This window comes from Avibacterium paragallinarum, from assembly GCF_900450705.1.
GTDB classification, from domain to species: Bacteria; Pseudomonadota; Gammaproteobacteria; order Enterobacterales; family Pasteurellaceae; genus Avibacterium; species Avibacterium paragallinarum.
In genome coordinates this window covers 1,464,640-1,486,378 of sequence record NZ_UGHK01000002.1, presented here as the reverse complement: position 1 = coordinate 1,486,378, position 21,739 = coordinate 1,464,640, and the positions used below count along the sequence as shown (strand labels likewise).

Sequence of the window (21,739 nt, the reverse complement as noted above, 5' to 3'; positions counted from 1 at the left end):
ACTGTACAGTTTTTGGCTCTCGACCGCCCTACCAAAAATAGGGTTTCCACAAAAAGGAAAAATACAGTATGACAAATTTACCTATCAATGCCTTTACTGGCACTATCAATAATCAACCTACCCTTTTAATTAATGCTCGTGATCTTCATAAAGTATTGCAGGTCAGAACTCGTTTTGATATTTGGATTAATCGCCGTTTAGAAGATAATCTCTTTTTAGAAAATGTTGATTTTTTGAACGTGATCAAATCTGAACGTGTTAAAACTGGGGTATGGGGAAGTCGTGAAATGGAAGTGAAAGACTACCACCTAACCATCGACACCGCCAAACATCTTTGCTTAATGGAACATAGCGAAATCGGCTATCAAATCCGTCAGCAATTTATCGAAGACGATAACAAAATGCGTGCCTTAATTCCGCAATTAAACGCGGAGTTGAACGAAGCGAAACGGCAACTTCTCAGCATTCCTACTTTTTTACGCCAAAACCCGCAAGAATTAGGCGTGCTTTTAACCAATGCCCGCAAAGCCTTATTTGTCGCGCACCCAGAATGTGAAAAAATTGTGCTGTATCGTGAAATGGGACTCAACAACAGCGAAATCGCCAAATTGTTAGACTTAGGCAAAACTGCTCTTGAAAATCGCTTGCGTAAACTCTTTGATTTAGGGCTGCTACAACGCCGTCAAACACAGAACACACAATTAGCGTTATTTAGTCAAGGAGGCAACAATGAACAAGTTTAATCAATTTGACAAAATCGAAGATGTTCGCCGCGTGGCAGAGGGGTTAAAAAGCCTGCAACATCTGCTAGAAATTGTGGATAATACTGCCGATCAAATTAGTTTAGATCAGCTTGCTTGCCTAATTGGGGCGTTAGCGTTTAAATTAAATTGTGATGTAGATCAGATGTTGGCAATTTTACACTCGACAGAGTAAGCAATATTTAATAAATTAAAGGCTCGTTTAGAGCCTTTTTTAATGGAGAAAATATGAAAAAATTAATGCTTGCAATGCTATGTAGCATGCTTTCATTGTCTGTTTTTGCAATGACAGATGAAGCAAAAAATGAATTAACAAAAGCATTGCGAGGGGATTATCAAACCTTAAGAAATGTAGCTTATTCGATGAAAAGTGGTATAAGGGGACATGACAAAAATCCAATAACGGCGTGTGCATTACGCAAAATTATTGGGGCTGTCCTAGATAACTAGACTAAACTCCCTTTAACCAATTGTTTTAAAATAGAAATTTGACTTTTTATGTTGCTGTAATTAAAACGCCATTCACATTCCTTTAAATAAAGCTCAAAATGCGCTTTTGGGATACCATTAAATTTGCGTAAATGGCGTTTTGCTTGGCTTCAAAAATTCTCAATTCCGTTAATGTGGTTATGATTTTCAGCAAAATGTGTGCTGTGATTGATACGAAAATGACTAAATTCACTCACATCAAGCACGTCATAACTACGATAATTATCGGTGTAAACAATACTATCAGGCTTTACCTGCTCCCGAATAATGGGTAACAAGGTGGCAGATTGCGTATTTGGAACCGCAACGGTATAAACCTTGCCATTGCGCTTGAGAAGCCCGAATACCGCAATTTTCCCTGCCGCACCACGACCACGTTTGCCTTTGCGAGCACCGCCAAAATAACTTTCATCGGCTTCAATTTCACCTTCAAACATCTCTAAGTGAAGGCTGTTTTGATAGATGAGTTGGCGTAAACGATGAAAGTAATATGCGGCAGTCGTTTTGTTTACATTGACTAACTCTGCTGCTGTCCTTGCAGTAACACCTGCAACAAATAGCTCAATGAGTTTATTTTGTTTGTGCTGACTTAGACGACTTTTTCTCATTGGTTCATTCTAACCTAAATAGATTTTTTAGTTGTTATCTAGGACAGCCCCAAAAATTATCAAAAAATCCTACCGCACTTCAAAATCTCAATGCCTATACAAATTACACACATCAAATAAGAAATAAAAAACGAATGCTGCAAATTAAATATAGCTTCTTTCCACTAAAAAAATGTGATTAGAATGAGAAACTGTAGCTTCTGCAAAAATTTTTTACTGCGAGATAAAACATTCTGCCGCTGTCAGTATGATAGTTCAGGAAATCACATAATACAGAATAACAACAAAAAATTACAATTATTGCTATTTATCACTCAACCAATGACTTTTTAGGCTGATTTCTCTAAAATACACCACAAACAAATAACTAGATGTAACGATGATCCCAGAACTTGCCTTTATCACCCTACTTTTTGCCTTAATGAGTGCCTTGCTATTGGCAGTTGTGCCAGCGATTGGCATTCAATATCGGCAGCCTCGCTTAATCCGCCTAGCGTGGAATTTCAGCTATTTATTTGGGATTTTCACCTCACTGGCACTGGGGCTATTGGCGTATTCTTTCGCCGTTGATGATTTCTCATTGCAATATGTCGCCGCCCATTCCAATTCTGCCTTGCCGATTTTTTTCAAGCTAGCTGCCACTTGGGGTGGACACGAAGGCTCAATGCTATTCTGGCTCTTTTCCCTCAGCTTATGGACGATGGCATTTGCCTTTTTCAGCCGTAAAATCGATCCCATCATTGCTAGCCAAACCCTTTCTATTCTGGGCTTGCTGTGCGTTGGCTTTGCGGTGTTTATTGTGTTCTTCTCTAACCCTTTTGAACGCCTATTTCCTACTCCACTGGAAGGGCGAGATCTCAATCCAATGTTGCAAGATGTGGGGCTGATTTTTCACCCGCCCCTACTTTATTTCGGCTATGTGGGCTTTGCGGTGAATTTCGCTCTCACCCTCGCTGCTCTACTCAGCGGGCATTTTGATGCGGCAATGGCACGCTGGACACGCCCTTGGGTGCTGGTATCTTGGTTTTTCCTCACGCTAGGCATAATGCTCGGTGCGTGGTGGGCATATTATGAACTCGGCTGGGGCGGTTGGTGGTTTTGGGATCCCGTGGAAAACGCCTCGCTAATGCCTTGGCTACTCGGGCTAGGCTTGCTACACAGCTTATCAGTAAGCGAACAACGGGGCATTTTCCATTACTGGACGATTTTATTTTCTCTTTTCGCCTTTGCATTCAGCCTGTTAGGCACATTCATTGTGCGTTCTGGCGTGCTGACCTCTGTTCACGCTTTTGCAATGGACGGCGAACGCGGAATGGCGTTATTGCTCCTCTTTTTCTTACTTACCACTTGCTCGCTGACCCTCTTCGCGTTGAAAGTCAATGTTCGCTCTAGCGAGGAAAAAAGTGCGGTGCGTTTTTCTTTTCTATCGCGAGAAAGTTTAATGTTAGTGCTGAATATTCTGATCGCAGTGGCAACGGTCAGCGTGTTTCTCGGCACATTTTACCCAATGCTGTTTAGCACAATGGGTTGGGGATCGATTTCTGTCGGTGCGCCTTATTTTAATACCATTTTCTTACCTCTTATCCTGTTAGCCTTATTGACGATGATTGCGATAATGGGAACATTCTGGAAAAAATTCCACCGCACTTTGCTTAGCCGTAATGGGCTACTCTTCCTCCCCGCGTTAGTGCTAGCTTACAGCATTATTGCCTTTAGCCTTAAAGGGGACGCAAGCCTACATTTTCAAGCCCTACCTTTTGTCTTAGTAGCACTGGCTTTTTGGTTGATTTTGGTGAATCTATGGGGCTGTTGGCGAGGCTTTTCCCTTAAACGTTGGGCGATGCGAATTGCACATTGCGGGCTAGGGCTGACGGTGATCGGGGCGACAATGTCGAGCTATTTCGGTAGCGAAATTGGCGTGCGTCTTGCTCCGCAACAAAGCCAAATGTTAAACGGCTACGAGTTTCATTATCTCGGCTTCCGCAATGTGTTAGGTGCAAATTACACCAGCGAAGTGGCAGAATTTGAAATCAAAAAATCGGGTCAAAAAATCACCGCACTTTATCCCGAACGACGCTACTACGATGTGAGAACAATGAATATGTCGGAAGTGGGGCTACACTGGGGCTTGACAGGTGATATTTACATTGTAATAGGCGATAAATTTGGTAACGGCGAATTTTCTTTCCGCTTGCATTACAAGCCTTTCATTCGTTGGTTATGGATTGGGGCGAGTTTAATAGCATTGGGGGCATTGCTCGCCGCGTGGTCATTGCGTCGCCGAAAAGTTGTAGCAAAAGGAAGTCAAGAATGAAAAGAAAAATTATCGTTTTTCTCCCGCTAATGCTCATTCTCAGCATTTGCATTTTATTGTTTATGGGCTTGCATAATGATCCGAAAAAAATCGCCTCCGCCTTAGTCGGCAAGCCCATACCCGAATTTTATCAGGCGAATTTACTCGATCCAGAACAAGGGCTAAGCCCAAGATCCTTGCCAAAAGGGGCGTATTTGCTCAACGTTTGGGGAAGCTGGTGTGCTTATTGCAAACAAGAACACCCTTTTTTAATGCAGTTGCACCAACAGGGCGTGCCGATCGTGGGGCTAAACTACCGCGATCAACGGCAAAATGCCTTGCAAATGTTGCAACAAATGGGTAATCCGTTTAGTTTGGTGATTGATGATAGTAAAGGCTTACTCGCAATGAAATTAGGCGTGGACGGTGCACCCGAAACCTATTTGGTAGATCGTCAAGGTATTATCCGCTACCGCTATTCAGGCCCATTAAACGAACAAATTTGGCAACAACAATTTTTACCATTGTGGACGGAATAAAAGCAAAAAATGCCTTGAAATGATCTGCACCCCAAAAGTTGGACTAAACAACCAACTGATTAAGGTGCAGATTTTTTATGACTAAATATACTCAACGTTTCAAACAACAAGTGCTCGACTTTTATCATCAAAATGGAAAAAACCGTTCGCTTACTCGCCAGTATTTTCAGCTTCCCCAAAGAACGTTAGCACGTTGGATTGCGAAATTTAATCATAATGGAATCAATGGATTAGCTGTATTAAGTAAAAAACGATATTATTCTGTTGAGTTTAAATTAAAGGTTATTCAAGCTATCAAAAAAGGCCAGTGCTCCGCTGAAGCCGCCTGCTTTCGCTTTGATATCCCCAGTTCAGGGATAATTAGTCAATGGTTGCAACGCTTTGAAAAACAAGGTATAGATGGGTTATTACTCAAACCTAAAGGTCGTCCAAGTATGAAACTCAACTCACCTAAAATGCCACCAACGCCCAAAACAGAAGAAGAACGCTTGCGTTACCGAATTTTGGAATTAGAAGCGGAGAATGCAATGCTAAAAAAGTTGCAGGAACTCAACCAACAAAAAATGCAGAAAAAGCCGTCATCGTAAATGCCTTACGCTCGCGTTTCCCGTTGGAATTGTTACTCAGGCTAATCGGATTGGCACGCAGTTCGTTCTTTTATCATCTCAAGCCAAAGTCGGATAAAAATGTAGCGATTTCACAGAAAATAGAGGAAATTTATCGCAAAAATGACGAAAATTATGGTTATCGTCGAATTACCTTGGAATTAAGGAAATACTTGATTATCAACCACAAAAGGGGGCAAGCGATAATGCAACGTTTGGGGTTAAAAGGAAAAAGTAAGCAGAAAAAATATCGTTCTTACCAAGGCAAAGTGGGACACATTGCCGATAATCTGTTGCAACGGGATTTTACGGCAACGATGCCGAATGAGAAGTGGGTAACGGATATCACCGAGTTCAAATGTGCGGAAGGCAAAGTGTATTTATCGCCGATTAAAGACTTGTTTAATAACGAAATTATTGCTTATGATGTGGCGAGAAGTCCGAATTTTGAGCAGATAACTAGAATGTTGACCCAGGCGGTGAACCGATTAGCGGGGGAAAAACCGATACTGCATTCCGACCAAGGATGGCAGTATCAAATGATGGGTTATCGGGAGATATTGAAAAAACACGGTATTACGCAAAGTATGTCGAGAAAAGGCAATTGCCTTGATAATGGTGCGATGGAAAGCTTTTTCGGGCGATTGAAGACGGAATGTTACTTTGGCAAGCGGTTTGAAACCTTTGAACAGCTTGAAAAAGTGATTCACGAGTACATTCATTACTACAACAATGAGCGTATTCAAGTGAAGCTCAAAGGACTAAGCCCTGTGGAATACAGAACTCAGTCCTTGAATGAAATTAGAATATAGTCTAACTTTTTGGGGGCAGATCAAAAAGCCACCGCACTTTTGTGTTAGAAAATGATTTTGTGGGAAAGGTGAAACGCCCGTGTTGGGAAAAATGAGCGTTAAAAAATCCTTAAAAGAATGATGAAAATAAAAAATGAAGATCGGGGAGCTGAGGCAAAATAAATGAAAAAATGGTTTTTTCTATTGTATTTAATTAGCCATTTCGCACGGGCGGAAATGGTGGATACCTTTGAATTTAAAAGCTCGGCGGAGCGTACCCGTACGGTGGCATTGGCAAAATCGCTACGTTGCCCGCAATGTCAAAATCAAAATTTGGTGGAGTCCAATTCCCCCATTGCTTACGATCTTCGCCTTGAGGTGTATAAAATGGTGGAAGCGGGCGAAAGCAACGAACAAATTATCGCCACAATGACGGAGCGGTTCGGCGATTTTGTGCGTTATAACCCGCCGTTGAAATCCACTACGCTGTTGTTGTGGGGCTTGCCTTTTGTGCTGTTATTGCTCTCGGTGATCGCAATGTGGCGAATGCTACGCCAACGCCAAAAGCAAGGCAATCACACCGCGGGGCTTTCCGCCTGTGAGCAACAGGCTTTGCGTGAATTATTAGCAAAAACGGAGCAAAAACAATGACTTTTTGGCTGGGTATCGGGTTACTTTTATTGCTCACTTTCGGCTTATGGTTGCCGTTAGGGCGGGGGCTGGATTGGCAAACCAATCACCGTCAGAGGGAAAATATCGCACGCTACCGCGAGCAAACGCAAGGCAATGTGGACGCGGAACTCGCACAAGAATTGGCTCAGCGTTTACTTGACGATGAAAAACAGCTTGAAAAACAACCGCACTTTATTCCTAAGACTTCCCCCCGCTATGGCGCTTATCTTGTTGTATTAATGGCGGTGTTGGTTGTTGTACCCTTAGGGTATTATTTTTCTCTCGATCGTTTTAGCGAAGTTCAGCAATATCAGCAAACTCAACGAAAAAAACAGGCGGAAAAGGCGGCGACACCGCAAAATGCAGAGCAATCAGAAGATCGTTATGTGCTAAAAATCCAACAGCGATTACGGCAAAATCCTAACAATGCGGAAGATTGGATCGCACTGGGGCAGGCTTATATGACGCAAAATGAGGTGGATAACGCCTTGCTTGCCTATTCCTATGCGGAAAGATTAGCGGGGGCGAAGCCGTATTTGCTAGGTTTGATCGCCAATGGTTTGTATCAACAGGCGGGGCAAAAAATCACGCCTCAGGTGCGGACATTGCTAGATCAGGCATTGGCGCAAGATCCCAAAGAAGTATCCAGCCTATCTCTCTTAGCGGGCGAAGCCTTTGTGCAAGGGCATTACGCCGATGCACTTCACTTATGGCAACAGGTGCTTGATGCGGAGAAATCTATCGTAGATCGCCGTGCGATTATTCAAAATATGCAAATGGCGGAAATGTTACAAAACGCCAAAACTCAGAAGGCAAACTAATTTTATGATGACAACGGTTTCAGACACCTTGATTATTGGGGCGGGGGCAGCTGGGCTGTTTTGTGCAGGGCAGCTTGCCAAGCAAGGCAAACAGGTGGCGGTACTTGATTGTGGCAAAAAAGCAGGACGCAAGATTTTGATGTCAGGAGGTGGCTTTTGCAATTTCACCAATTTGGAAGTAACGCCGCAACATTATCTTTCGCACAACCCGCACTTTGTGAAATCCGCCTTGGCACGTTTTACCCAGTGGGATTTTATCGCGTTGGTGGCGGAATATGGCATTCCTTACCACGAAAAAGAATTAGGACAGCTTTTTTGCGATCGAAGTTCGCAAGATATTGTGGATTTGCTTCTTAGCGAATGCGAAAAATACCAAGCCCAGATCCATTTACGCCAGAATATTGAGCAGGTTTCCGCCATTGAAAATGGCGGGTTCTCGGTGCAAGCAAACGGGAAAAGGTGGCATTGTCGCCAACTGGTGATCGCAACGGGTGGGCTTTCAATGCCCGCCTTAGGAGCAACGCCTTTTGGTTATCAGATCGCGGAACAATTTGGGCTGAATGTGATTGCCCCGCGTGCGTCTTTAGTACCGTTTCGTTGGCGAGAAACGGAGCAATTTTACACCGCACTTGCGGGCGTTTCTTTGCCTGTGCGGGTCAGTGCTGAAAATGGGCAATCTTTCTTCAATCAATTATTGTTCACCCATCGCGGTATTTCTGGACCGGCGATCTTACAAATTTCTAACTATTGGCAGCCGAATGAAGCGGTGGAAATGGATTTATTACCGAGCCAATCCATTAGGGATTATTTGCAGGAATTACGCCAAACCTCGCCAAAATTGCAGTTAAAAACCGCCTTATCTCGTTTGTTGCCGAGTAAATTGGTGGAGCTGTGGGTTGAGCGAGGGATGATCCCCAATGAAACCTTAGCGAATTTAAGCAAAGTGCGGTTAGAAAATTTGCACAATTTTATTCACCATTGGCAGGTTTTCCCCAATGGCACGGAGGGCTACCGCACTGCTGAGGTTACAATGGGCGGGGTGGACACCCACGAGATTTCCTCGAAAACAATGGAAGTGCAGGCGGTGAAAGGATTGTATTTTATCGGCGAAGTACTTGATGTTACAGGTTGGCTGGGCGGCTATAATTTTCAATGGGCGTGGAGTTCGGCTTATGCCTGTGCGAGCCATATTGCGAGCCTGTAGCCTGTTTGTCATCTGAGCGTTAAAATTATAGTCGTTTGATTTCAAAATAATACTGCGTTACTTCGCCTTGCCGTACTATTTGTACTGTCTGCGGATCAAAGCCTTGTCTTATTTTGAACTTAAACGACTATAAAACTTTTTCGTTGCGGGAACGGGCAGGAAAAAGAAATTTGACCCCCTTGAAAATCCCGCTAAAATGACCCACTCATTACCCATTCAAATTCAATGATAAGGATAAGTTATGTCAGAACCCCGTTTCGTGCATTTGCGTGTGCATAGCGATTTTTCAATGATTAACGGTATCGCCAAAGTGAAACCGCTAGTCAAAGCCTGTGTGCAAAATGAAATGGTGGCAATGGCATTGACGGATTTCACCAATTTCTGCGGTTTGGTGCGGTTTTACGGCGAAGCCCTCTCTTCAGGTGTGAAACCCATAGTAGGGGCGGACGTGCTGGTAAAAAGCGATCTGCTCGGCGATGAGCATTTTGAGCTGACCCTATTAGCCAAAAATAACGTGGGTTATCATAATATTACCTTGCTACTGTCAAAAGCCTACGAGCGTGGCTATCAGGACTTGCCTTATATCGATCAGCAATGGTTGGTGGATCATCACGAGGGGCTGATTATTCTTTCGGGCGGTCGCAACGGCGATGTGGGCAAAAAGCTACTGAAAAATAATCCTGCCGATGTTGAAAGTGCGGTGCGTTTTTATCAAGAATTTTTTCCTAACCACTTTTATTTGAGCCTCACTCGCACGGGGCGAGCGGAGGAAGAACGCTACATTCAAGCGGCATTAAAACTGGCAGAAAAACACCATATTCCAATGGTAGCAACCAATGACGTGTGTTTTTTATCTTCGGAAGATTTTGAAGCCCACGAAATCCGCGTTGCCATTCACGACAGCTATACCCTTGATGATCCGAAACGTCCGAAATTGTATAGCGATCAACAATATTTCCGCACTGAACAAGAAATGTGTGAACTCTTTGCGGATATCCCCTCCGCCTTGGCAAATTCGGTGCAAATCGCCAAACGCTGTAATGTAACCATTCGTTTGGGAGAATATTTCTTGCCGAAATTCCCGACAGGGGATCTCAGCACCGAAGAGTATTTAGTGCAGAAATCCCGCGAGGGCTTGGAAGAACGCTTGGCGTTTTTGTTCCCCGATGAAAAAGAGCGGTCAGAAAAACGCAAGGAATATGATGAACGCTTGCAAGTTGAGCTAGACGTAATTAACCAAATGGGTTTCCCGGGTTATTTCTTGATCGTGATGGAGTTCATTCAGTGGTCAAAAGACAATGATATTCCTGTTGGACCGGGGCGTGGCTCAGGGGCGGGATCTTTGGTGGCATATGCGTTAAAAATCACCGATCTCGATCCCCTTGAATTTGATTTGCTCTTTGAGCGTTTCCTCAACCCTGAGCGGGTATCAATGCCCGATTTTGACGTGGATTTCTGTATGGACGGTCGCGACCGCGTAATTGAACACGTTGCCGAAACCTACGGACGTGGCGCGGTGTCGCAAATCATCACCTTTGGAACAATGGCAGCGAAAGCGGTAATCCGTGATGTGGGGCGAGTGTTGGGACACCCTTATAATTTTGTGGATCGTATTTCTAAACTTGTGCCACCTGACCCTGGTATGACCTTAGCGAAAGCCTTTGAAGCCGAACCACGTTTGCCTGAAATTTATGAAAGCGATGAGGAAGTAAAAGCCCTCATTGATATGGCTCGCAAGCTGGAGGGGGTAACCCGTAACGCTGGGAAACACGCGGGCGGCGTGGTGATTTCTCCAGGGCTGATTACGGATTTTTCGCCGTTATATTGTGATAGCGAGGGCAAGCACCCCGTTACCCACTTTGATAAAAATGATGTGGAATATGCAGGGCTAGTTAAATTTGACTTCTTGGGGCTGCGGACGCTCACCATTATCAAATGGGCATTGGATATGATTAACGCTCGCCTAAGCAAAGAAGGCAAGCCATTAGTGGATATTAACCGCATTCCCCTTGATGATCCGCAATCTTTCCAAGTGTTACTCAATGCAGAAACCACCGCCGTGTTCCAATTGGAATCACGAGGAATGAAAGATCTGATTAAACGCCTAAAACCTGACTGTTTTGAGGACATCATCGCGTTGGTGGCATTGTTCCGCCCAGGGCCGTTACAATCGGGAATGGTGGATAACTTTATCCGCCGTAAACACGGGGAAGAAGAAATCTCCTACCCTGATGCAGAATATCAGCACATTTGGCTGAAACCAATTTTAGAGCCAACCTACGGCATTATTTTGTATCAAGAACAAGTAATGCAAATCGCCCAAGTACTGGCAGGTTATACCCTTGGTGGAGCGGATTTATTACGCCGTGCAATGGGGAAAAAGAAACCGGAAGAAATGGCAAAACAGCGTTCTGTATTTGAAGAGGGGGCGGTGAAAAACGGTGTGGACGGCAACTTGGCAATGAAAATTTTCGACCTCGTGGAAAAATTTGCGGGCTACGGGTTTAACAAATCTCACTCCGCTGCTTATGCCTTGGTTTCTTACCAAACCCTATGGCTCAAAGCCCATTATCCTGCGGAATTTATGGCTGCCGTAATGACCTCTGAAATGCATAATGCAGAAAAAATTGTGGGGCTTTACGATGAATGTTTGCGAATGGGACTTAAAGTTACACCGCCAGATATTAATACCGGTCAGCATCATTTCAGCGTAAATGACAATGGTGAAATTGTCTATGGTATTGGTGCAATCAAAGGCGTAGGAGAAGGCCCGATTGAAGCGTTGATTACTGCCCGCGAACAAGGTGGCATTTTCAAAGACCTGTTTGATCTTTGTGCGAGAGTGGATTTAAAGAAAATTAACCGCCGCACTTTTGAAAACCTAATAATGTCAGGGGCATTTGATAAACTCGGGCCACACCGTGCAGCATTGGCGAAAAATTTGGAAGATGCACTTAAAGCCTCCGATCAATATGCTAAAAATGAAGCCATCGGGCAGGCAGATATGTTCGGCGTGCTAACCGAAACCCCTGAAGAGGTTGAACAAGCCTATGCCAACACGCCACGCTGGAGCGAAAAGCAGATCCTTGATGGAGAGCGGGAAACCCTTGGGTTGTATTTGACTAGCCACCCAATTAGTCCTTATTTGAAGGAGCTTGCTCATTATAGTTCAACACGTTTAAATGAACTTGTACCGAATTATCGAGGACAGATTAGTACTACTTGCGGACTAGTGGTCAATTCCCGCATCGCCATTACAAAAAAAGGCAACCGCTTAGGCATCGCCACCCTTGACGATCGCTCAGGGCGTTTGGATCTCACCTTATTTGGCGAAACCCTTGAACGTTTTGGAGAAAAATTACAAAAAGACAGCATTGTGATTGTGTCCGGGCAAGTAAGTTTTGACGATTTCTCCCAAGGACTAAGAATGTCAGTGCGTGAGCTGATGACCCTTGATGAAGCTCGTAGCCGTTACGCAAAAAGTTTAGCTATTTGCTTAACCCAAGAGCAATTAAATGCCCAATTTATCAAAAAATTTAAGGATACCATTACCCCTTATTGCGGTGGTGTATTACCAATTAATGTGTATTATCAAAGTCCACAGGGCAGAGCATTAATCAAACTCGGTGTGCAATGGTCCGTAAACCCAACTGATGAGCTTATTCATTCCCTAGTTGAACTAATAGGACAATATGCTGTGGAATTAGAATTCGGTTAATGCGGTTTATTGAAACAGAAAATAGATAGAAATTTATACTTCCATAGCACGTTCTTCGTGCATAAAAGTAGGAGTTTTTATCCTAGCATCTTCGTCTGAAAGCAAAATGAATTGTATTATATATCGTTTGCTATGTTTTCTCTGCTGACTGTAACACCTAAATATCCAAAATCAGGGCAAATCCTATGGATTCGCCCATCATTCATAAATTCACGTTACATTACGCAAGGGTCATTTGCCCAGCGTACAAAATAAAGTAACGCAAGCAAAGTACGCCAATCAAGCCTAACGCGGCAACAATCAGCATAAAGCCTTTGCGGTGTTTTAGGCTGTCATTGGCGAAGGTGTTAAGTAACAGCGGTAAGACAATGCCGATGCCAACCACGCCAAACCAAAAGACATTGGCCCAGAAGCCACCGCCAAGTGCGGTATAAAATGCTACCGTTTTTTGTCCACCACCAAGGTATAAGCCAAAGAAGAAAGCGAAGAGCAAAAAAGCTTCAATCAACACAACAGGCTGTTCAAATTTGTGTAAGAATGCCAAGCCTTTCGAATGGCTACTTTCTTTCGTGCATAAAATGGTGAAGAAAATCAATGCTGCAATGCCTGATGACGTGCCTGAGGCCAAGAATAACACTGGCAATACTGGATTATTCAACATTGGATAGCTCACTAGGGCGGAAAGCAAGAAGCCTGTATAAGCCCCTAATGCCACGCTAAATAACAAAGTAACAAGCTCAATCACATTGGTAAATTTCGCGGCAAAATCAATGATTTTCTCAGCTAAATTGGCAAGTTTTGGGAGAAAACGCTTCACTAAACTTAGCACAAGAGATTTAAAAATAATCGCCAGCCACAGCACCAAGAACAGCATATACAACTGGAACAACATCACCCCAGCGGACATAATTGAGGTGTGGTGATAATTAAACATTAAGTACCAGAATGTCCAAGGTTTAGTGAGGTGGAAAATCAGCAAAAGCAAGCCAATCATAATGCTAATTGGGGCAAGCAAAGCATTCACGCGTAACAGATTGCTTTCATCAGGGCGTTCACCCGCTAAGCCTGCACGTTTTAACAAAATTGCCAGCATTGTTGAACCCGCGGAAATCCCCAATAAAAAGAGATAAATCGCAATAGGCCCGTCCCACACTAAAGATGGGAAATGAAATGGACTGTTCATCGTCTGATCTCCCCTGCTCTAGCTGGAACGTGGTAAAGATTAGGATCTGTACCCAGTTCAACTCTGGTACGATAGATTTGTTTTTCTTTTAATTTCAATGAAATCGCACTATTTGGATCGTTAGTATCACCAAAAGTCAGTGCTTTTGTCGGGCAAGATTCCACGCAAGCGGGCTGTTTGCCTTTTGCAAGATTTGTATCGCGACAGAAATTACATTTATCTGCTGATTTATAAACAGGGTGGATAAAGCGAACGCGATAAGGGCAAACCGCGATGCAATATTGGCAGCCTACGCACAAATCTTTATGCACATCAACAATCCCTGTGGACGCGTCAATGTAAGACGCACCCGTTGGGCAGACCGCCACGCAAGGGGCATTGGTGCAATGCTGGCAAGAATGGCGGAAAAATTCATATTTCACATTCGGGAACTCGCCATAGGGTTCGCTACGAATAATTTCTAAACGCGAAACACCCTCTGGCACTTGGTTAGTTTCTCGGCAAGCGTCCATACAAGCCGTGCAGCCAATACAAGCGGTTTCATCGTGCAACATCGCGTAGCGAATGGGCTTTTCTTCCGCTTTTTCTTGAGCAACGGATTTGACGGCAGTGCCTGTCATTAGGATCAACGCCCCCATACCGGAAACGAAATTACGGCGTGAACAAGTGGTCATTGGCTATCCTTTTGTTTAGTCGTTGGATCAAGATCTTTCAAGGCTTTGCGTTTTTGTTGCTCTCCGTGGCAATCTACGCAAAGTTTAACCCGTTGTTTTTTCTCAATGCCTTTCATTGCATCTTTTTCTGGGTGCAAGGTATGGCAAGCGGCACAAGGTAATTTCATTGCGTGAACATCGTGCGCCCAAAGTTTTTCGCGTAATTTTTCAGGACGATGGCAAGAAAAACACACTTGGTTTTGTTCTTGCACCGAGTACATCGGGGTTTTGTCCGAGAAAATATTGCTTTCAAAATGCATTACATCTTTCACGCCGCGGCAGTGGTTTTCAGAAATATTACCGTGGCAACTCACACAGGTAATCGGCTTGCCTGTGGCTGGATTGGTTTTGGATAAATGCGTACCGTGGAATTTACCAAAATGCAAATCGCCGCCTGATTGTTCCTCATTGGCTTCCAATTTATGGCATTTGGCACAGTATTCATTTGGGTTACGCTGGTTTTCCAACGTGGGTTGATAGCTAAGCTCCGCAGGTTTACTCGCGGCTGATGCGGGCAATGCAACAATCATCGCCCCCAATAATGCCGCCAGTTTCACCATTTTCTTTAATACAACATTCATTTTTCTTTCCTCAAATTCTCATTCAAAATAGACCGCACTTTTATTCGCACAATAAAGTGCGGTTACTTTTTGGCTTATTTTGCTGGTGGAGCTTTCTCCATTAAGCCTTTTTCTAACGCTTCTTTATTCCATTGTGGAACAACTTCTTTGAGGAATTTTTCTTTCGCCGCACGTTCTTTGGCAATATCAATACCCATTGCTTTCCACGCTTTATCCGCATCAGAAATGTCTGGATAATTGATCGGCTGTTTTACGCCGTGTTTGGTGAGGATCACCGCTAATTTGGTACGGGCATCAGCAACACGATCAAGCCCCGTGGCGATGGTTTTTAAGATCACATCTGGTGCGTGAATATGACCGCCGTGTCCTGCTGCAGAGTAATCCCAACGCCATTGTGCGTGGCGAATGTCTTGTAATGCAGGCTTCATTTCTTCTTCTGTTGCCCCTGCGTCCCAAGCGGCTTTCGCTTCAAAGTGGGCTTTCACGAGCTGATCTTCCAGTTTAAGCATTACCTCTTTGATGTCTTTTTTGTGTCCAGCTACCACTTTTTGCAAGGTTTCTTTGCTTTGATCGTGGCAGTTCGCACAAGTGTTTTCAAAGGAATCAAGTGGGTTGCCAATTTGGTGATCGGTGTAAACTTTACCGTCTGCCCCTTGCACTTTCGGCATATGACAATCCACACAGGTTACGCCGTTTTTGCCGTGTGTGCCTTGCAACCAAGTTTCATAATCTGGATGCTGTGCTTTCAACATTGGGGTTTTAGATAAGGAGTGAATCCAGTCATAAAATTCGATGCTGTCGTAGTATTTTTCCATACTGTCCACATCAACCCCTTTTTGCCAAGGGAAAACCACATTGTTCACCACTTTTTTATCGAAGTAATATTCAACGTGGCAGTTCGCACAAATTGCCCCACGTTTATCGGTTTTGTCTAAATGAGCAAAGTCTTTACCAATGGTATCCAAAGCACGCAAAACGTGTGGACGAGCAATGCGTAAGGCAGGCTTCCCTTCCGCAAAGTCTTTTGATGTGGTGTCGTGGCAGTCAGCACAGCCGATAGGGTTCACAATTTCAGCCCCGCCTTTCGCCCATTTGCCATCAAAGTATTTTTCCTCGCCCCATTCCGCAATTAAACGTGGTACATCGGGGCCTTTACAAGTCCAGCACGCCATCGGCTGCGGCCCGCTATTGGCATCAAAAGGTGCCCCCGTACGCAAAATATTACGCACATCTGTAATAGTATAAAAGTGTCCGCGAGGTTTGTTATATTCTTTTGAGAACGCATAACCGCCCCATAAAACGATTAATCTTGGATCAACTTCATCAGCGTAAACAATTTCAGAAGATTTTGCCGTATCCGCCCAACCTTGATATTGTTTTGGGTATTTTTCCGCAAATTTTTCACTGATAGTTTCAATTTTCAAATCAGGATTCGGTTTTGCCAGTTCTTCACGGGTAGGGGCACGTTTTTCCGCCGCACTATTATCTACCGCCATAGCAGACGATGCCGCCGCTAAAGTTAATCCAGCCATTGCCAGAGAAGCTAGCGTTTTTCTGAAAATGTTCACGATAATTACTCCATTAAAAGTTGATCAAGGGATATCCCACATTCGCAAAATGCACGTTCATTATATGTTGTAAAAATGATAATTTTTCTCATTAAAAACAATAGGATAATGAACATAAAAGAGAATTCTACAAGAATAAAAATAGCAAATCCGCCAAGATTTTTCAGGGCTATTTTGCTATTTCTTGCGTTTGATCAATCTTTTTCTACTCAACACCCTTTTATAGGTATTTAAACCCTATAAAAACTATCAATTAGAGGTATAAAACTTATTGAATTATAAAGAAAACCGAATAAAAATAGATGCATTTAAACTCATTCAGGCGAAAAATAAGTAGAAATTGGTGAGCAATACCGCGTTTTGAGAAAAATTGGATACTTTATTTGGAGTGTAAGCAAAAAGAAAAGTGAGGTGAAAAAATAATGATTTTTTGATCTGCCCCCAAAAAGTTAGACTATATTCTAATTTCATTCAAGGACTGAGTTCTGTATTCCACAGGGCTTAGTCCTTTGAGCTTCACTTGAATACGCTCATTGTCGTAGTAATGAATGTACTCGTGAATCACTTTTTCAAGCTGTTCAAAGGTTTCAAACCGCTTGCCAAAGTAACATTCCGTCTTCAATCGCCCGAAAAAGCTTTCCATCGCACCATTATCAAGGCAATTGCCTTTTCTCGACATACTTTGCGTAATACCGTGTTTTTTCAATATCTCCCGATAACCCATCATTTGATACTGCCATCCTTGGTCGGAATGCAGTATCGGTTTTTCCCCCGCTAATCGGTTCACCGCCTGGGTCAACATTCTAGTTATCTGCTCAAAATTCGGACTTCTCGCCACATCATAAGCAATAATTTCGTTATTAAACAAGTCTTTAATCGGCGATAAATACACTTTGCCTTCCGCACATTTGAACTCGGTGATATCCGTTACCCACTTCTCATTCGGCATCGTTGCCGTAAAATCCCGTTGCAACAGATTATCGGCAATGTGTCCCACTTTGCCTTGGTAAGAACGATATTTTTTCTGCTTACTTTTTCCTTTTAACCCCAAACGTTGCATTATCGCTTGCCCCCTTTTGTGGTTGATAATCAAGTATTTCCTTAATTCCAAGGTAATTCGACGATAACCATAATTTTCGTCATTTTTGCGATAAATTTCCTCTATTTTCTGTGAAATCGCTACATTTTTATCCGACTTTGGCTTGAGATGATAAAAGAACGAACTGCGTGCCAATCCGATTAGCCTGAGTAACAATTCCAACGGGAAACGCGAGCGTAAGGCATTTACGATGACGGCTTTTTCTGCATTTTTTGTTGGTTGAGTTCCTGCAACTTTTTTAGCATTGCATTCTCCGCTTCTAATTCCAAAATTCGGTAACGCAAGCGTTCTTCTTCTGTTTTGGGCGTTGGTGGCATTTTAGGTGAGTTGAGTTTCATACTTGGACGACCTTTAGGTTTGAGTAATAACCCATCTATACCTTGTTTTTCAAAGCGTTGCAACCATTGACTAATTATCCCTGAACTGGGGATATCAAAGCGAAAGCAGGCGGCTTCAGCGGAGCACTGGCCTTTTTTGATAGCTTGAATAACCTTTAATTTAAACTCAACAGAATAATATCGTTTTTTACTTAATACAGCTAATCCATTGATTCCATTATGATTAAATTTCGCAATCCAACGTGCTAACGTGCTTTGGGGAAGCTGAAAATACTGGCGAGTAAGCGAACGGTTTTTTCCATTTTGATGATAAAAGTCGAGCACTTGTTGTTTGAAACGTTGAGTATATTTAGTCATAAAAAATCTGCACCTTAATCAGTTGGTTATTTAGTCCAACTTTTGGGGTGCAGATCATTTCACCGCACTTTTATTTCAATTATTTCACTAATTTACCGCTGGCTTGTAAATCGGCATGGTAGGAAGAACGCACGAAAGGCCCGCAAGCGGCGTGTTCAAAGCCCATTGCGTTGGCTTTGTCGCGAAACTCATCAAATTCTTCAGGCGGAACATAGCGAGCTACGGGTAAATGATGGCGGCTTGGCTGTAAATATTGCCCAAGTGTGAGCATTGTTACGCCGTTGGTGCGTAAATCTTGCATCACTTGCAAAATTTCTTCGTTGGTTTCCCCTAAGCCCACCATTAAGCCCGATTTGGTTGGAATATCAGGGAACATCGCTTTAAAGTCACGCAATAATTTCAACGACCATTCATAATCCGCCCCTGGACGAATATCACGATACAGACGCGGCACATTCTCTAAGTTGTGATTGAACACATCAGGCGGATTATCTTTTAATTTTTCAAGGGCTTGCTCGATGCGTCCGCGAAAATCAGGTACGAGGATCTCAATTTTGATCCCTGGATTAAGCGCGCGGATTTCTTTGACACATTCGGCGAAATGTCCTGCCCCACGATCAGGCAGATCATCGCGATCCACCGAGGTAATCACCACATAACGCAATTTCATATCCTGAATGGTTTCTGCCAATTTGCGAGGCTCTTCGGGATCAGGCGGCAATGGCTTGCCGTGAGCCACATCGCAGAATGGACAACGACGGGTACAGATCGCCCCTAAAATCATAAAGGTTGCCGTGCCGTGATTAAAACATTCGTGCAGGTTTGGGCAAGAGGCTTCTTCACAAACCGAGTGCAAGCCGTGGCGACGCATTCCATTTTTGATGCTGTCGATTTTCGCTGAATTGGCTGGAAGTTTAATTTTCATCCACTCAGGCTTTTTCAATAAAGGCTGGTTGGGATCAATATTTTTTACAGGGATAATGGAGGTTTTCGCGGCATCACGATATTTTACGCCGCGTTCCATTTTAAAAGGAGTTGCCATTAATGATCCTATGCTTGTTAATGATTTGTTACGGAATTATACCCCAATAATTGGGTGAAGTGTGTAACTAATTTGGGCGAAACCTTGTCTGGCTGTGCTTCTTCTTGCGGGATAAAATCTGCCATTTGACACATTTCAAGCCCAGCATAACCACAGGGGTTAATGTATAAGAAAGGCGTAAGATCCATATTGATGTTTAGTGCTAAACCGTGGAAAGAACAGCCTTTGCGAATGCGTAAACCGAGCGAGCAAATTTTTTTGCCGTCCACATACACCCCTGGTGCATCGGCTTTGGGATAGCCTTCAATGCCGTAATCTGCCAGCGTTTGCACCACCGATTGCTCAAGAGCGGTAACCAGCTGACGTACATTGAGATCTTTGCCTTGTGCTTTCAAACGTTTGATGTCAATCAGCACATACATAATCTGCTGCCCTAACCCGTGATAGGTGATTTGCCCGCCACGATCCGATTGCACCACGGGGATCTCACTTTGGCTAAGCAAATGCTCTGGCTTGCCCGCCGAACCTTGGGTAAACACCGCTGGGTGTTGTACTAGCCAAATTTCATCGGTGGTATGTTCATCGCGGTTATCGGTGAATGCCTGCATTTTATGCCAGATGGTTTGATAATCCTGTATGCCGAGTTGGCGAACGATAATAGATTGGGTCATCTTTCCCCCTTTTAGCCAATTTTTTAGCCCATTTCCTTGGGCCTTTTTGCTAGCCTTTTCAAAGGCCGATTACAGCACCATTCTTACGCCATCAATTTTGGCAAGCTCCGCATAGAGGGTTTCCACTTGCTCAATATTTTCTGCCACAATATCTACCGAAATTGATTTGTATGTGCCTTTTCCGCTGACATTTTCACGCGGATTATAATCGCCTTTGGCATATTTTTGTACCACAGCGATCACATCATCGGCTAAATCAGGTCGGTTTGCTCCCACCACTTTAAAGGTGAAATCACAGGGAAATTCTAAAAGATCTTTAAGTTGCTTTTGTGGAATATCTTCAAGTTTTACGACTTTTTCTTGTTCTGCCATTTTATGTTTCCTAAAAATTGTTAAAAATTTAGACCGCACTTTGAATAAAGCACGGTCATCTTGCGATTAAGATAGGGAGAATTTCGCGAATTTCAAGTCTAGCTAAATAAGCTTTTCACGGTTAGCACCAGCCAGTCCCAAGCCTTGCCGAAAAAGCCGCCTTCGGCAACCTCGTTCATTACTTGTAAATCCACTTGGGCGATGTCTTTACCGTCAAGCTGATAAATCACTTTACCCACCACTTGCCCTTTGGCTAATGGGGCTTCGAGGTATTTTTGCGTGAGTTCGTAGCGTGCTTTAACATCGGCTTGTCGCCCTTTTGGTAAAGTTACAAAACGATCTTGCAATACGCCAAGTTGAACCTTGCCGTTATCGCCGTAGTAAACGCTTTGTTCTGACACCGCTTTGCCCGCCTCTAAGGCTTTGAAGGTTTCAAAATTGGCAAAGCCCCATTGTAATAATTTTTTGCTTTCGATTTCACGACCTTTGTAGGTTGGCACGCCCATTACCACAGAAATTAAACGCATATTGCCATTGCCTGTGGCAGACGCCACTAAATTATAGCCAGCTTTGTCGGTATGCCCTGTTTTCATTCCATCAACATTAAGGCTTTTATCCCATAATAAGCCGTTGCGGTTTGGCTGGCGGATTTTATTAAAAGTAAATTCTTTTTCGGAATAAATTTTATATTCTTCAGGCAAATCACGAATAATATGAGAACCGATGATCGCCATATCACGGGCAGAAGAATATTGATTTTCATCGTCTAAACCGTGTACGGTGGTGAAATGGGTATTTTTCAAACCAAATCGTTCAACATATCTGTTCATTACATCGATAAAATTCTGAGTTGTTCCTGAAATATGCTCTGCTATTGCAACGCAAGCATCATTACCAGACACTACAATAATCCCGCGATTCAGCTCATCGACGGAAACTTGCTGATTGAGATTTAAAAACATTTTTGATGAACCGGGGAAATTTTTGCCCCACGCACTTTCACCAATGGTAACCATATCATTATTATGGATTTTGCCTTGCTTTAAGGCATCCCCCACCACATAACTAGTCATCATTTTTGTCAATGAAGCTGGGTATTGACGCTGATCAGGGTTCAACGCAGCTAATACTGCTCCCGAATCATAATCCATCAAAATAAAGGTTTGTGCATTCAGCTGTGGTATAGAAATATTATGTTGCATATCTACGGCAAAAGTTGATTTTGCCATACTCAGGCTTACCACCGCCAATGCTATTCCTGTTACTCTATTTAATACATTTTTTATCATTCTAAGCTCACTTATAAATCACACA

General features: G+C 43.3%; 19 protein-coding genes and 1 pseudogene. 10 read left to right on the top strand and 10 right to left on the bottom strand.

The annotated features are described in order from the left end of the window. Positions 1–68: 68 nt before the first annotated feature. The 3 genes from DXZ23_RS12150 to DXZ23_RS12140 are packed head-to-tail and all read left to right on the top strand — an operon-like array spanning position 69 to position 1,211. The gene (locus DXZ23_RS12150; RefSeq protein ID WP_021724228.1) at positions 69–743 is read left to right on the top strand and encodes an antA/AntB antirepressor family protein; all 675 of its coding nucleotides are present in this window, start codon (positions 69–71) and stop codon (positions 741–743) included. After that, positions 730–936: a hypothetical protein gene (locus DXZ23_RS12145; RefSeq protein WP_017807587.1), complete on the top strand. Its 207-nt coding sequence runs from the start codon at positions 730–732 to the stop codon at positions 934–936. Before DXZ23_RS12150 ends, DXZ23_RS12145 begins: the two co-directional genes overlap by 14 nt. A gap of 53 nt (positions 937–989) precedes the next feature. Further along, positions 990–1,211, top strand: a complete 222-nt coding sequence (locus tag DXZ23_RS12140; RefSeq protein WP_017807588.1) for a hypothetical protein — start codon at positions 990–992, stop codon at positions 1,209–1,211. On the opposite strand, the pseudogene DXZ23_RS12135 reads toward DXZ23_RS12140, so the two are convergent. Beyond that, positions 1,208–1,858: pseudogene (locus tag DXZ23_RS12135) on the bottom strand (IS1595-like element ISHpa1 family transposase). The gene DXZ23_RS12140 and the pseudogene DXZ23_RS12135 sit on opposite strands and share 4 nt — an antisense overlap. A gap of 379 nt (positions 1,859–2,237) precedes the next feature. Between DXZ23_RS12135 and nrfE the strand changes: the two are divergent. The 7 genes from nrfE (at position 2,238) to dnaE (ending at position 12,501) form a co-directional block, all read left to right on the top strand. Next, positions 2,238–4,172: a heme lyase NrfEFG subunit NrfE gene (nrfE, locus tag DXZ23_RS12130; RefSeq protein ID WP_017805648.1), complete on the top strand. Its 1,935-nt coding sequence runs from the start codon at positions 2,238–2,240 to the stop codon at positions 4,170–4,172. Next, positions 4,169–4,690 carry a DsbE family thiol:disulfide interchange protein gene (locus DXZ23_RS12125; RefSeq protein WP_017805647.1) on the top strand — a complete coding sequence of 174 codons (522 nt, stop codon included), beginning with the start codon at positions 4,169–4,171 and terminating at the stop codon, positions 4,688–4,690. Before nrfE ends, DXZ23_RS12125 begins: the two co-directional genes overlap by 4 nt. 77 nt (positions 4,691–4,767) lie before the next feature. After that, a protein-coding gene (locus DXZ23_RS12120) for an IS3 family transposase (RefSeq protein ID WP_114995528.1) occupies positions 4,768–6,107 on the top strand; the annotation gives its coding sequence in 2 pieces (ribosomal slippage) (positions 4,768–5,218 and positions 5,218–6,107; 1,341 coding nt in all). Positions 6,108–6,269: 162 nt separating this feature from the next. Further along, a complete protein-coding gene (gene nrfF, locus DXZ23_RS12110; RefSeq protein ID WP_017805645.1) occupies positions 6,270–6,737 on the top strand; it encodes a heme lyase NrfEFG subunit NrfF in 468 nt (155 codons plus the stop codon). Next, positions 6,734–7,579, top strand: coding sequence for a c-type cytochrome biogenesis protein CcmI (gene ccmI, locus DXZ23_RS12105; protein ID WP_017805644.1), 846 nt, complete (start codon positions 6,734–6,736; stop codon positions 7,577–7,579). The genes nrfF and ccmI overlap by 4 nt, the downstream gene beginning before the upstream one ends. Positions 7,580–7,586: 7 nt before the next feature. Continuing rightward, positions 7,587–8,783, top strand: coding sequence for a BaiN/RdsA family NAD(P)/FAD-dependent oxidoreductase (locus tag DXZ23_RS12100; protein WP_035695693.1), 1,197 nt, complete (start codon positions 7,587–7,589; stop codon positions 8,781–8,783). 241 nt (positions 8,784–9,024) lie between these two features. After that, positions 9,025–12,501 carry a DNA polymerase III subunit alpha gene (gene dnaE, locus DXZ23_RS12095; protein ID WP_017805642.1) on the top strand — a complete coding sequence of 1,159 codons (3,477 nt, stop codon included), beginning with the start codon at positions 9,025–9,027 and terminating at the stop codon, positions 12,499–12,501. Positions 12,502–12,721: 220 nt separating this feature from the next. On the opposite strand, the gene nrfD is transcribed toward dnaE, so the two are convergent. From nrfD to DXZ23_RS12050, 9 genes are all read right to left on the bottom strand, one after another. Then, positions 12,722–13,684: a cytochrome c nitrite reductase subunit NrfD gene (gene nrfD, locus DXZ23_RS12090; RefSeq protein WP_035695689.1), complete on the bottom strand. Its 963-nt coding sequence runs from the start codon at positions 13,682–13,684 to the stop codon at positions 12,722–12,724. Continuing rightward, positions 13,681–14,358: a cytochrome c nitrite reductase Fe-S protein gene (gene nrfC, locus DXZ23_RS12085; protein ID WP_017805640.1), complete on the bottom strand. Its 678-nt coding sequence runs from the start codon at positions 14,356–14,358 to the stop codon at positions 13,681–13,683. Before nrfC ends, nrfD begins: the two co-directional genes overlap by 4 nt. Further along, a complete protein-coding gene (nrfB, locus tag DXZ23_RS12080) occupies positions 14,355–14,978 on the bottom strand; it encodes a cytochrome c nitrite reductase pentaheme subunit (RefSeq protein WP_017805639.1) in 624 nt (207 codons plus the stop codon). The genes nrfC and nrfB overlap by 4 nt, the downstream gene beginning before the upstream one ends. Positions 14,979–15,052: 74 nt before the next feature. Further along, entirely contained in the window at positions 15,053–16,546 is a 1,494-nt protein-coding gene (gene nrfA / locus DXZ23_RS12075) for an ammonia-forming nitrite reductase cytochrome c552 subunit (RefSeq protein WP_017805638.1), read from the bottom strand. A gap of 454 nt (positions 16,547–17,000) precedes the next feature. Next, a protein-coding gene (locus DXZ23_RS12070) for an IS3 family transposase (RefSeq protein ID WP_114995526.1) occupies positions 17,001–18,340 on the bottom strand; the annotation gives its coding sequence in 2 pieces (ribosomal slippage) (positions 17,001–17,890 and positions 17,890–18,340; 1,341 coding nt in all). 79 nt (positions 18,341–18,419) lie between these two features. Next, positions 18,420–19,382, bottom strand: a complete 963-nt coding sequence (gene lipA, locus DXZ23_RS12065) for a lipoyl synthase (RefSeq protein WP_017805634.1) — start codon at positions 19,380–19,382, stop codon at positions 18,420–18,422. 17 nt (positions 19,383–19,399) lie between these two features. Then, positions 19,400–20,053: a lipoyl(octanoyl) transferase LipB gene (gene lipB, locus DXZ23_RS12060; protein ID WP_017805633.1), complete on the bottom strand. Its 654-nt coding sequence runs from the start codon at positions 20,051–20,053 to the stop codon at positions 19,400–19,402. A 69-nt stretch (positions 20,054–20,122) separates the two neighbouring features. After that, positions 20,123–20,425 carry a DUF493 family protein YbeD gene (ybeD, locus tag DXZ23_RS12055; protein WP_017805632.1) on the bottom strand — a complete coding sequence of 101 codons (303 nt, stop codon included), beginning with the start codon at positions 20,423–20,425 and terminating at the stop codon, positions 20,123–20,125. A gap of 98 nt (positions 20,426–20,523) precedes the next feature. After that, positions 20,524–21,714, bottom strand: coding sequence for a serine hydrolase (locus tag DXZ23_RS12050; protein ID WP_026138480.1), 1,191 nt, complete (start codon positions 21,712–21,714; stop codon positions 20,524–20,526). Positions 21,715–21,739 lie beyond the last annotated feature (25 nt).